The sequence below is a fragment of the Ornithinimicrobium murale genome (assembly GCF_003352835.1).
GTDB lineage: Bacteria > Actinomycetota > Actinomycetes > Actinomycetales > Dermatophilaceae > Ornithinicoccus > Ornithinicoccus muralis.
In genome coordinates, this window is the sequence record NZ_QLVD01000030.1 from 1 (window position 1) to 12,242 (window position 12,242).

Here is a 12,242-nt window from a genome sequence, read left to right on the forward strand (position 1 = left end):
GAGGACCCCGACCTGATCACCACCGAACAGACCGGGCAACTCACCAAAATCCTGCACGCCCTACCCACCGCCGAACTCAACGTCATCATCCCCCTCACCACCCTCCTAGGCACCACCCCCACCGGCCTGACACCCATCGATGCCGATGGCAACCCCATCCCCACCGCCTTCGCCGCACAGCCCGGGACCGGCATGGGTCTCGATGCCGAGGGCAGACCCATCCCGGCCGCCTTCGCCGCCCAGCCCGGGACCGGCACCACCCGTGAGGCCTCGTGCACGTGTGCCTGCACCTGCAGCGCCACCACCACCAGGCCTGCACCCGGTGCTGCTCCCGGCGCTCGGGCAGGAGAAGACCGCCCCAACCTCGGCCCGACAGGTGAAGACTGCCCCGACCCAGGCCGGGCAGGTGAAGACCGCCTGCCGCAGGGAGCAGCAGCCGGTCCGGGCCCGGACGGTCGTGACGCTCTTGGTGGTGAGGTGGGGGTCGGTGAGGTCATCGGCAAACATTCGCTGTTCCTGGCTGCTGATGAGGTCCGGACGTTGGCGTTGACACCGGGATCGACGATCTACCGACTGCTGACCGACCCCGCCACCGGGGCCCTGATCGAACGCTCCACCACCGCCTACCGGTTCGACACGACCATGCGAGCCCACATCATCGCCGCCGACGTCTTCTGCCGCGCCCCCGGCTGCCTACGCCCCGCCACCCTGGCCCAACTCGACCACGTCCAGGAACACGGCACCCCCGGCGGACACACCTGCATCCGCAACGGCCAACCCCTGGACGCCCCGCACCACGACCTGAAAACCAAGAAACACTGGGACGCGACCCTGCACGCCAACCGCGACGTCACCTGGACATCCCTACTCGGGCGGATCTACACCACCAAGACCCACGACTACAACCAGTACACCCGGCTCCTGACCGCGGCCACCGACCAGATCAACCACGCCGTCGCTGCCGGGGTCGACCCCGGCCGCGGCGATCGACACCGCGATCTACCAGGCCCTGTCCTACCGGCCACCCGCCGCGACCCTGGAAGCCGACGACGACCACGACTGGGACGACACCTTCACCGGCTGGGACCAAGTCACCCTCACCCACACCCCAGAAACCGGCCGACGCACCTACCACCCCCACCCCGATGCCTCCCGAGCCGAAGCCGACCGCATGAACAGCACCCAAGATCAGCAGGACCCGGGGGTGCAGAACAGCGACGCCGACACGAGCAACAACAACTCCGGCCCCGACGACGACGACGGGCCCGCCACCCCCTGGACCCACGACCCCGACGCCCCACCACCCTTCTAGGGGCGACTCCTCGAGCCAGCCATCCGGCATACGGCTCACGGTCCCGGGCCAGACCTCAGGTGGCCGTCACCACGGCCCCTCAGGGGGTTTCAGGCGTTGACCCGAATCACCTCGTGCTGGTAGGGCGCGATGACTTCGCCGCTGATGCGCAGGTCGAGCAACAGGAACGGCCGGTCCTCCGGCGGGCGCTGGGTCCAGGCCTCCAACTGCTTGAGGTCTTCCAGAGTGCGCACCACGACCCCCTCAGCGCCGACCGCGCGAGCCAGTCCGGCGAAGTCGACCTCCTCAATCAGCATCGGGCCGGGAGCGAATCCCTTGCGGCCGTAGAGGTGCACCTCAGCGCCGTAGGCACGGTCGTTCCACACCACGGCCAGACCCCGACCGCCTGCCACCCGCACCGCGGTCTCCAGGTCCGCGAGCGCCATCAGGCCTCCCCCGTCACCAGTGGTCAGCACCACCGTCGAGTCCGGCTTGGCCCGCGCCGCGCCAGCGACCGACGGGAAGCCCTGCCCGATGGCCTGGTAGGCCGTGCCGATCATCATCATTCGATCGGGTGAGGCGACCGGCCAGTACATGTTGGCCCACGCGATGAAGTGGCCACCATCGGAGACGACCACCCGGTCCTCAGGCAGCACTTCGGCGATCCTCCGAGCCACCGACCGCGGGTCCAGCCGCCCGTCGGGAGCCTGGCCAGTCCCCGGGTGGTGGTCGCGCAGCGCTGCGATGTCCACGCTCTCGCGCCACCCACTGCTCTCTGCCCCGATGGCAGACAGCTCAGCGAGCACTGCCTGGGCGGCCAGGGCGGCGTCAGCGTGCAGGAAGTCACCGACCTGCGGATGCGTCGCGGTGTTGGACAGGTCGATCTGGATCACCCGTGCGCTCGGTGCGAACAACTCCCCGAAGCGCATCGTGAACTGGTTCAGGGATGCACCGAAGACCACCGCGACGTCAGCCTGCTGGATGAGCTCCATGGCACCGTCGGCCCCGAAGCCACCCGCGACGCCGAGGTCGTGCTCCTGGTCAGGGAAGATTCCGCGTGCCAGGGCTGTGCTGGCGGTCACCGCACCGGTCGCGTCGGCCAACGCGCCAAGATCCGCCCCTGCGCCGGCCAGCCAGGCCCCGCGGCCGGCGAGCAGCACCGGCCGTTCGGCCCCCGCGAGCGCGCGAGCGATCTCGGCCACCTTCTCAGCGGCCACCTCGCCGACCGGGGCCACCGGCGGAGGAACCAACGGAGCCGGAGGCTGGGGGATGTCACCCATGTCCAAGCCCGCCACGTCATACGGGATGGCGAGCACCGCGGGAAGTGAGTACGACAAGGCGTGCTCGATGGCGAGCATGGTGGTGGCTGCCGCATCGGTGCGCCCGACGGTGAAGGTGCGCACGCCGACGCCACTCGCGAGTGCCAACTGGTCGACGTCCCACGGTCGGCGGCCCCACCGGGGCGCCTCACCGGTCACCAGGATGAGCGGGACTCGCGCCTGGGCGGCCTCCGCGAGGGAGGTGAGAGTGTTGGTGAACCCGGCACCGTAGGTCGTGGTGGCAGCCGCCAAGCCCCCGCCGGCGCGATAGCAGGCATCAGCGGCCACCACCGCCCCGGCCTCGTGCCGGACCGCGGTGTAGTCAGCGTCGGTCTCACGCTCCAAGGCGTTGAGGAAGTGTGCATTGCCGTTGCCCATCACCCCGAAGACCTGGCTGATGTGCCGGGCGAGCGTGGCAGCGACATGGGCAGAGACGGTGGCCATGAACGTTTTCCTCCTGGGGGTCGACAGCCGCACTGTAACCGGCCTTGCGGCAGAGCGTGCAACCACCGCAGAATCACCTGTCCACGTCGGGCTCAGCCGCGCAATCTGAGGCCTGATCTCCGAAGCCACGAACCAGGGATGTCAGAGGCGGGCTCTAGCGTCGTGCTACGACCTGGTCAGCGAGCGGAAGGAGTCACATGGCAGCAGGCATCACCATCGACGAGGAAGCCCCGCACCGGGCGGACCTCATCCCGTGGGAGGTCAGGACCGAGCACGGCTATGAGTATGCACTGGCGATGCTGCGCCTCGAGGTCCGGCGCCGCGGCGGTCAACAGCTGCGCCCGATCGATGAGCAACGACTGACCTCGTGGAAGCTGCACCTGCACGACAGGCAGCAGGTGGTCCACTACGACGCAGACACGGCAGCGGGGTTCTGCTCGGTCCCGCGCCGGAGCGGGATCGACTGGGACCTGATTCGTGAACCCGACGCGGAGTAGGCGCTCAAACGGGGACCTGTGGGCCGGTCAGAGGACGAACTGACCGATCACGAACAGCACGACCGCGATAACGCCTGCCGGGACGGCCAGCCGATAGATCAGGCGGCGACGCCGTTCGGCCACCGCCGGGCGGCTCACCTCAGGAGTCAACCGCACCGCCAGGATCGCCCCGGCAGCAGCCACCAGCAGGAAGACGACGGCCAGCACGACCACCAGAGTGTTCACCGGGTCCTCAGACCAGCCTGTGCATCCAGCCGTGAGTGTCCTCGGCTCGCCCGTACTGGATGTCCAGCAGGGCGCTGCGCAGGTCACTCGCGATGTCGCCACCGGCCATAGCGACCTCACCACCACGCCACTTCAGCGTGCCGACCGGCACGATCACGGCGGCGGTGCCGCAGGCGAACACCTCGGCCAGCTCGCCGCTCTCCGCGTCGGCCCTCCACTCATCGATCGAGTAGCGGCGCTCCACGACCTCGTGTCCACGTTCGCGAGCGAGGTCGATCAGGCACGAGCGGGTGACGCCCTCCAGGATCGTGCCGCTCAGCTCCGGCGTGACGATGGTGCCGTCGCGGTAGACGAAGAACAGGTTCATCCCGCCCAGTTCCTCGACCCACTTCTTCTCCACAGCGTCGAGGAAGGCGACCTGGTCGCACCCGTTCTCGGCGCCCTCGGCCTGTGCCGCGAGCGAGGCGCCGTAGTTGCCGCCGCACTTGGCCGTGCCGGTCCCGCCCGGAGCCGCACGCACAAAATCCTCGGAGAGCCAGATGTTGACCGGCTTCAGGCCCCCGGGGAAGTAGGCGCCGGCCGGTGAGGCGATCACGCTGTAGAGCGCCCGGTTGGCAGGTCGCACGCCTAGGGCCTGCTCGGTCGCGATCATGAACGGCCGCAGATAGAGGCTGACCTCACCCAGCGACTGGTCCGGGACCCACCGCTGGTCCAGATCGACGAGGGCGCGCAACGACTCGATGAACAGGTCCTCTGGCAGCTCGGGCAGCGCCAACCGGCGGGCGCTCTGGGCGAAGCGTGCGGCGTTGACCTCGGGGCGGAACGTCCAGACCGACCCGTCGGCGTGCCGGTAGGCCTTCATTCCCTCGAAGATCTCCTGGCCGTAGTGGAAGACCGAGGCGGCTGGCTCCAGCGGGATCGGGCCGTAGGCCGTGACGCGGGCGTTCGCCCAGCCGCCGTCCTTGGTCCAGTCGATCAGGACCATGTGGTCGGTGAACTTCGCACCGAAGGCGGGGTTCGCCAGGAGCTCGGCCACCTGCTCGTCGGTCGCCGGATCGGACCGTTGCTCGAGCGTGAACGTGGGTGCGGTCTGGGTGGTCATGCGTCCTCCTGGGCCAGCGTCGTTGCGTCAGGTCCCAAGTTACCCGCTGAGATCAGACAGCGGTGACGTGGGAGGTCGAGCTCGGATCCGGGCACTGGAGCGGTCAAAGTCAGGAGGGACTCACCACGACCTTGCCGAGAGCGTGCCCGGCACCGACGTGCGCCAGGGCAGCTGGGGCCTCGTCCAAGCTGAGGATGCGGTCGATGTGCACCGTCACGTCGCCCGTGGCGCAGAGGTCGGCGAGCGGCTCGAAGTGCCGCGGCCCCTCCTGCACACCGAGCATGCCGATTCGACGACCGCTGAGCCGCCCCACCACCTGGCCGAGCGTGAGCAGTCGCAGCAGCACGGGCACCGACCCGCCGACGGCGCGGTATCGGCCACCGCGTGCAAGTGCCCGGCGGTAGGCGAACACCGAACGGTGCGCGACCAGGTCGAGCACCAGGTCGTAGGGCTGGCTCGACCGGGTGAAGTCCTCCTGCCGGTAGTCGATGACGTCGTCCGCGCCGACCGACCGCATGTGGTCCAGCTTGGAAGAATTGTCGACGCCGGTGACGTGGGCACCCATCCGCTTGGCCAGCTGGATCGCGAAGGACCCCGATCCTCCGCCGGCTCCGTTGATCAGCACCCGGTCCCCTGCCCCGGCCCCGTCGGTGCCCTGCAGTGCGATCGCTCCGGCCTGCGGGATGGTCGACGCCTCAGCGAACGTGAGGTTGGCTGGCTTGTCGGTGAGGACGGCTGCCGGCGCGACCGCATACTCTGCAAAGCCACCCTTGAGCCAGAGGTTGTCGCCATACACCTCATCACCGGGGCGGAACCGGGTCACGCCGTCCCCGACCTCCTCGACCACGCCAGCGATATCGGATCCCAGGGTCCGACGCGCCGGTGTGCGCAGACCGCCGATGCGCGCATACGCAGGCGATCCCCGCAGGCTCTCCCAGTCACTCAGATTGACCGAGGTGGCGGCCACGCGCAGCAACACCTGGCCTGCTGCGGGCGACGGCATCGGCACGTCTTCCACCCGCAGCACCTCGGGCGACCCGTAGCGCTCGTAGACGACTGCTCTCACGCCGACACCGCGGCAGCTCTGCCCATACGTGAAACATAGCAACGCCTCAGGTGGGGTGTGGCCCGTCCGAACGCCTCAGGTGGGGTGTGGCTCGGCCGCCGGCAACCACCCCGCCGGCCCGCCCGTGCGCGAGCTCAGCGGATCCAGCTCATCAGTGCCCGCACCCGCTGCCCCACCTGCTCGAGCGGGTGGGCGGCCCGGACCACGGCGCGCCGGCTCGACAGCTCCGCCGCGTGCCGGTCGGGCACCTGCTCGGTGCCGAAGCCGGCGGCGCAGGCGGTGTCGATCCGCTGCTTCAGCTCGTGCAGCGTGGCGAGATAGGCGACCTCCTCGGCGGTCCCGCGCGCCACCAGGCTGTCGAACCCCTCCTCCACGAGCCGCTGGACGGCCAGGTGCACTGCACCCTCGGCGAAGTCCGCTGCCTCGGCAAGTTCGGCAGCACTGGTGACCAGCGCACCTGAGCGGAGGGAGCCCAGGGCCTGGCTGTATGCCGTGAGCACCGGCCACGCGATAGAGGTCGCGTCGGTCTCGACCGCTACCAGGCAGGGGACGCCGCGGCCGTCGAGGTACTCACCCCGCAACCGGTCCGGGCCACCGATCCCCTGGAGCACCACTAAGTCCACCCCGGCGGGGGCGGTCACCTCGCGCGTGTGGACCGGCTCCGGTCCGGTCACCACGATCATGTCGCCGGCTTCCAGAGCGGAGTCCAGCAGGGGTTGCAGCGAGGTGAGGTCGGTCGAGTCGTCGGTGGGCAGGACGACGATGTCGGCCTGCTGCACGCCGCGCTCCGGGCTCACCAGGAGCAGGCCCTCCACCTCGGCCCGGGCGGCGGCGCGGCTGTCGGCGGTCACGCCGACCCGCACGTCAACACCGCTGTCCCGCAGGTTGAGCGCGTGACCCGACGCGGTCGGCCCGAACCCCAGGACGGCCACCTGACGGTCCTGCAGCAGCGTGAGGTCGGCTGAGTCGGGGTCCAGCAGCACGCTCTGCGAGCTCACCGCGCGTCCTCCGTCTCCTGCGACTGCTCCGTGCCCCGCCACCGGTGCATCCCGACGAGCCGGGCCGCCCCGGCCGCCAGCTCGGACCACGGGCCGGTGACCTCGAGCTCGAGACCGACCCCGGTCGGCATACCCTCCTGGAGGGTGGCGAGCGCGGTGGCTTCCGAGGCCCGCGGGTCGGCCAGCCCGACTCCGAGGGAGGGGATCCCGGGTGCGTGCCCGACGACCATGACGGTGCGACGGTCCCCGGGCGCCTCCCGGATCACCTCGAGGATCTCCTCGGGGTGGGCGTTGTAGATGCGGCGGTCGTTCCAGACCTCGACATCACGCAGCTGACCGCCTTCGGCCACCTCCTGCCACGTCTGCTGGGCCCGGGTGGCGGTGGAACACAGGACCAGGTGGGGCACCAGGCCGTGCTCGACGATCCAGGCTCCTCCGGCGCGGGCGTCGGCGACGCCCCGGGGCAGCAGTTCCCGGTCGTGGTCGACCTTGCCGGGCACCTGCTCGGTCTTGGCATGCCGGACCAGCACCAACCGTCGACGTTCCCCGGCGGACTCCGGGGCAGGTTCCACGGGGGGTTCCCGGCCTGGTTCCACGCGGGCTTCCTCCTGGTGCTCCGCCTGGGGCATGACTACTCCTCTCCGGTTGCCACCACGTGCACCGGCTCTCCGGTGCGCAGGTAGTGCTCGATCTGGGTCGTGACGTAGCGGGCCTGACGTGGCGGGAAGGCGTTGGTGCCACCAGCGACGTGGGGGCTGATCAGCACGCCCGGGGTGCTCCACAGTGGGTGGCCCTCGGGCAGCGGCTCCGGATCGGTCACGTCCAGGCCGGCTCGCAGTCTCCCCGTGGCGCACTCGGCGATGAGGGCGTCGGTGTCCACCAGTGGCCCTCGCCCGACATTCACGAGCAGGGCGTCGTCGGGCAGGAGCGCCAGCTCCCGGGCACCGATCATGCCGCGGGTCGCCTCGCTCAACGGCACGGCCAACACCACGATGTCGTGCTCCGGCAGCAGGGTGGGCAACTCGCTGACAGCATGGACAACCTCGACGTGCTCATCACCCGTCCGGGCCCGGCTGGCGACGGCGGTCACGCTGGTCTCACAGGCGAGCAGCCGCGCCGCCAGGGCGCGCCCGATGCCGCCGTAGCCCACGACGAGCACGCGCTGGTCGGCGAGCGACCGCCGCTTCTCCATCGGGACCCAGCGGCCCTCGTCCTGCGCTCGCACGAAGGTCGGCAGGTCACGCTGGGCAGCGAGCACCAGCGTCAGTGCCATCTCGGCCGTGGCCGAGTCGTGCACACCCACTGCGTTGGCCAGGCGGACATCCGGGGGCAGGAATCGCACCGCGTGCTCGTAGCCCGCCGTCGACAGGATCACCGCGCGCAACCGCGGCAGTTCGGCGAGCCGGGTGATGTACGGGGAGTTGAACGGCGGGACGACGACCATCTCGATGTCGTCGCGTGAGGGCTCTGTGTCGACATTCCACGTCACGATCTCAGCCCCCTCCACCGGCTCGATGAGGGGGGCGATGACACTCGGCACGCTGATGACTGGCACGCGACCACGCTATCCGAGCCGGCCGAGACCTGCCGCGTGGCCCAGAGTCACCAGCCGGGCGGCTCAGAGTCACCAGCCGCACGACCCAGAGTCGTGCCAGGCTGGGCTCATGCGAGCTCACCCTGCTGCCGCGTTCACGCTCGCGGCGCTGGTCCTGGCCGGTTGTTCCGAGGACCGGCAGCCGGCTGGGGTGAGCACCGCCGACGATGCCACCGACGACGCCGGCACTGACGCCGGCACTGACGTCGCCAACGCTGGCACCGCCACTGACGTCCCCACCGAAGCGACACCGGGTGAGGATGCCACCACCACGACACCGTCCGAGGTCCCCGACCCGGTCCTGACGCTGGCCACGGGGTTCGAGGTGCCCTGGGGGCTGGTGCCGTTGGACGACGGCAGCCTCCTGGTGGGCGAGCGGGACACCGCCACGGTGTTCCATGTCGTGCCCGGCTCCGACCCGGAGGCGCTGACCACCGTGCCCGACGTGGCCCCGGAGGGTGAGGGTGGCTTGCTGGGACTGGCCGTCCCGGCCGACTCCTCGTGGCACACCGGCACCCCGGGAGCGTTCTATGCCTACGCCACAACCGCCACCGACAACCGCGTGCTCAGGGTGACCCCCGGCGACGGCGAGCCGACGGTCGAGACGGTGCTGGACGGCATACCGAAGGCGGGCAACCACAACGGCGGCCGGATCGCCTTCGGACCGGACGACCATCTCTACATCACCACGGGGGACGCCTCCGACGGCGCGAGTGCCCAGGACCCGGCCTCGCTCGCTGGCAAGATCCTGCGCATCACGCCCGACGGCGAGCCCGCACCGGGCAACCCGGACCCGTCCTCCCCCGTGCTGTCGCTCGGCCACCGCAATGTGCAGGGACTGGACTGGGACGACTCCGGCCGGCTGTGGGCCAGCGAGTTCGGGCAGAACGCCCTGGACGAGGTCAACCTGATCGAACCCGGCGGCAACTACGGCTGGCCGCAGGTCGAGGGCCCGGGCGGTGAGCCGGAGTTCATCGACCCGGTGGTCAGCTGGCCGACCGAGGACTCCTCACCGTCGGGGCTGGCCGTCGGCTCCGATGGCGACCTGTATGTCGCGGCGCTGCGTGGCGAGGGGTTGTGGCGGGTCCCCCTCGGCGACGGCACGGGGGAATCGCGAGGGGACGACGCCGCAGACGCCGCCGGAGAGGTCGCTGTGGGCGAGCCCGAGCGACTGCTGCAAGGTCAGTTCGGGCGGCTGCGCAGCGTCGTCACCGGCCCGGGCGGAGAGCTGTGGGTCCTGACCAGCAACACCTTCCGCGGCGACCCGACCGATGACGATGACCGCCTCCTGCTGATCGAGGACCCGGCGGTCCTGGACTCCTCGACGCAGGTGGCCCCGGCCGGCTGAGGTCCTGCGCCCGCTCCGGCGTAGGTTGGTGGCGTGCGTGGTGAGTACAAGGTCCCCGGTGGCAAGCTCGTCGTGGTCGAGCTCGAGGTGGAGGACGACCGCCTGGCCGACGTCCACGTCTCGGGCGACTTCTTCCTGGAGCCGGACACGGCGCTGGAGGACATCGACGCCGCGCTGACCGGGATGCCCGCCGACACCGGATCGGACGGCCTGGCCGCCGCGATCGAGGGGGCACTGGACGACTCGGTCTCCCTCATCGGCTTCACCCCGCAGGCCGTCGGCATCGCGGTCCGCCGCGCACTGGGCAAGGCCACCGGCTGGGCCGACCACACCTTCGAGGTCATCGGGCCGGTCGCGATGGACCCGGTCATGCACATGGCCCTGGACGAGGTGCTCCCCCAGGAGGTGGCCGCCGGCCGCCGGGGTCCGGTCATGCGCATCTGGGACTGGGACGCCTCCCTGGTCGTCATCGGGTCCTTCCAGTCCGTGCGCAACGAGGTGGACGAGGAGGGCGCCCGGCACCACGGCATACGGATCGCGCGGCGGGTCTCCGGCGGTGGGGCGATGTTCATGGAGCCCGGCAACTGCATCACCTACTCCCTCGTGGTGCCGACGTCCCTGGTCGAGGGCCTGACCTTCGAGCAGTCCTACGCCTTTCTCGACGACTGGGTGCTCGGCGCGCTGGCGGACGTGGGCGTGACTGCGCGCTACGTCCCGCTCAACGACATCACCTCCGACCAGGGCAAGATCGGCGGGGCCGCGCAGAAGCGGTTCGCTGCCGGGACTGTTCTGCACCACGTGACCATGGCCTACGACATCGACGCCGACAAGATGCTGCACGTCCTGCGCACGGGCAAAGAGAAGCTGTCCGACAAGGGCACCACGAGCGCCAACAAGAGGGTCGACCCGATGCGCTCGCAGACCGGCCTGACCCGCGACGCCGTGATCGACGCCTTCCTGGCCCACTTCCGCCGGCGCTACGACACCGTCGAGGGCGCCTACACCGACGCCGAGCTGGCCGCCGCGCGCGAGCTCACCGAGACCAAGTTCCTGACCCCCGAGTGGACCCACCGGGTCCCGTGACCGACTGCCTGATCGCAGACTGACCGCCCCGACCAAGGAGTATGCCGATGCCCGGCTCCCGTGCGCTGCTCACCGACGACCTGCTGGAGCGGATCCGCGGTCGCGCCGCGCAGACCGACCGCGACAACGGGTTTCCCGAGGAGGACCTGGCCGAACTCACCGAGGCTGGCTATCTGCGAGCCATGGTGCCCGAGGAACTCGGCGGGCTGGGGCTGACCCTGGAGGAGATGACGCGGGAGCAGATGCGCCTGGCGGGGGCCGCACCCGCGACGGCGCTGTCGGTCAACATGCACCAGGTGTGGATGGGCGTGGCCCGCCTGCTGCACACCCGGGGTGAGGACTCGATGGACTGGGCGCTCGCCGAGGCCGTCGCGGGTGAGGTGTTCGGCTTCGGGATCTCCGAGGCCGGCAACGACCTGGTCCTCTTCGGCTCCCGCACCGAGGCCCGGCCCGACGGGGCGGGTGGCTTCGGTTTCCACGGCACCAAGATCTTCACCTCGCTGGCGCCAGCCTGGACGCGCCTGGGCACCTTCGGCACCGACAGCACCGGCGCGGAACCGATGTCCGTCTTCGGGTTCATCACCCGCGACGGCGGCGGCTTCGAGGTCCGTGACGACTGGGACACGCTGGGGATGCGCGGCAGCCAGTCGCGCACGACCGTGCTCGACGGCGCCCACGCCCCCGCCGACCGGGTGATCAGGCGGATCCCGCCGGGGCCGACGGCCGACCCGTTCGTCTTCGGGATCTTCGCCAACTTCGAGCTGCTGCTCGCCTCGGTCTACACCGGCATCGCCCAGCGGGCTCTCGACCTGGCCGTTGCCACGGTCCACAAGCGGACTTCACTCAAGAACAACGGGGCTCCGTATGCGCACGACCCGGACATCCGGTGGCGCCTCGCCGACGCGGCCATCGAGCTGGACGCGATCCACCCGCAGATCGGGGCGCTGGCCCACGACGTCGACAACGGCGTGGAGCGCGGCCCGATCTGGATGCCGCAGCTGTCGGCGGTGAAGTCGCGGGCGACCGAGACCGCGCTGTCGGTGGTGACCAAGGCGGTCCGGGTCTCCGGTGGCTCCTCCTACTTCAACGCCAACGAGCTGTCGCGGCTCTATCGCGACGTGCTGGCCGGCATCTTCCACCCCAGCGACGACGAGTCGGTGCACGGTGCCTGGGCCAACGCGCTGCTCGGCCCGTTGCCGACGTCGGGCTGACCTCGCCGACGCCGGCCGGGCATCGACGCCGAACTGACGACCAGCCAACTGCCCGGCCGCCGGC

General features: G+C 70.4%; 12 protein-coding genes. 5 read left to right on the forward strand and 7 right to left on the reverse strand.

Annotated features, from left to right (window positions below; genetic code table 11):
- Positions 1-1,171: 1,171 nt before the first annotated feature.
- Complete coding sequence (locus DPQ65_RS15770; RefSeq protein ID WP_162802252.1) at positions 1,172-1,312, forward strand: hypothetical protein; 141 nt, start codon at positions 1,172-1,174, stop codon at positions 1,310-1,312.
- 89 nt (positions 1,313-1,401) lie between these two features.
- Here DPQ65_RS15770 and DPQ65_RS13925 read toward each other — a convergent pair whose 3' ends face one another.
- Complete coding sequence (locus tag DPQ65_RS13925; protein ID WP_114907965.1) at positions 1,402-3,054, reverse strand: thiamine pyrophosphate-binding protein; 1,653 nt, start codon at positions 3,052-3,054, stop codon at positions 1,402-1,404.
- A 197-nt stretch (positions 3,055-3,251) separates the two neighbouring features.
- Here DPQ65_RS13925 and DPQ65_RS13930 point away from each other — a divergent pair, with 197 nt between their 5' ends.
- The gene (locus DPQ65_RS13930) at positions 3,252-3,551 is read left to right on the forward strand and encodes a hypothetical protein (RefSeq protein WP_114907966.1); all 300 of its coding nucleotides are present in this window, start codon (positions 3,252-3,254) and stop codon (positions 3,549-3,551) included.
- Positions 3,552-3,578: 27 nt separating this feature from the next.
- Here DPQ65_RS13930 and DPQ65_RS13935 read toward each other — a convergent pair whose 3' ends face one another.
- The 6 genes from DPQ65_RS13935 to DPQ65_RS13955 all read right to left on the reverse strand — a co-directional run bounded on the left by DPQ65_RS13935 (position 3,579) and on the right by DPQ65_RS13955 (position 8,497).
- Positions 3,579-3,776 carry a hypothetical protein gene (locus tag DPQ65_RS13935; RefSeq protein WP_114907967.1) on the reverse strand — a complete coding sequence of 66 codons (198 nt, stop codon included), beginning with the start codon at positions 3,774-3,776 and terminating at the stop codon, positions 3,579-3,581.
- A 7-nt stretch (positions 3,777-3,783) separates the two neighbouring features.
- Complete coding sequence (locus tag DPQ65_RS13940) at positions 3,784-4,878, reverse strand: branched-chain amino acid aminotransferase (protein ID WP_114907968.1); 1,095 nt, start codon at positions 4,876-4,878, stop codon at positions 3,784-3,786.
- Positions 4,879-4,987: 109 nt separating this feature from the next.
- The gene (locus tag DPQ65_RS13945) at positions 4,988-5,944 is read right to left on the reverse strand and encodes an NAD(P)-dependent alcohol dehydrogenase (protein WP_114907969.1); all 957 of its coding nucleotides are present in this window, start codon (positions 5,942-5,944) and stop codon (positions 4,988-4,990) included.
- 134 nt (positions 5,945-6,078) lie between these two features.
- Positions 6,079-6,942, reverse strand: coding sequence for a hypothetical protein (locus DPQ65_RS13950; RefSeq protein WP_162802253.1), 864 nt, complete (start codon positions 6,940-6,942; stop codon positions 6,079-6,081).
- The gene (locus DPQ65_RS15775; protein ID WP_162802254.1) at positions 6,939-7,571 is read right to left on the reverse strand and encodes a SixA phosphatase family protein; all 633 of its coding nucleotides are present in this window, start codon (positions 7,569-7,571) and stop codon (positions 6,939-6,941) included. Before DPQ65_RS15775 ends, DPQ65_RS13950 begins: the two co-directional genes overlap by 4 nt.
- A gap of 2 nt (positions 7,572-7,573) precedes the next feature.
- Entirely contained in the window at positions 7,574-8,497 is a 924-nt protein-coding gene (locus tag DPQ65_RS13955; protein ID WP_238146868.1) for a 2-hydroxyacid dehydrogenase, read from the reverse strand.
- Positions 8,498-8,606: 109 nt separating this feature from the next.
- On the opposite strand from DPQ65_RS13955, the gene DPQ65_RS13960 reads away from it, so the two are divergent.
- The 3 genes from DPQ65_RS13960 to DPQ65_RS13970 are packed head-to-tail and all read left to right on the forward strand — an operon-like array spanning position 8,607 to position 12,178.
- Positions 8,607-9,884: a PQQ-dependent sugar dehydrogenase gene (locus DPQ65_RS13960; RefSeq protein WP_114907971.1), complete on the forward strand. Its 1,278-nt coding sequence runs from the start codon at positions 8,607-8,609 to the stop codon at positions 9,882-9,884.
- Between the two features lie 33 nt (positions 9,885-9,917).
- Positions 9,918-10,967 carry a lipoate-protein ligase LplAB gene (locus DPQ65_RS13965; RefSeq protein WP_114907972.1) on the forward strand — a complete coding sequence of 350 codons (1,050 nt, stop codon included), beginning with the start codon at positions 9,918-9,920 and terminating at the stop codon, positions 10,965-10,967.
- A gap of 47 nt (positions 10,968-11,014) precedes the next feature.
- Positions 11,015-12,178: an acyl-CoA dehydrogenase family protein gene (locus tag DPQ65_RS13970; RefSeq protein ID WP_114907973.1), complete on the forward strand. Its 1,164-nt coding sequence runs from the start codon at positions 11,015-11,017 to the stop codon at positions 12,176-12,178.
- Positions 12,179-12,242: the final 64 nt, after the last annotated feature.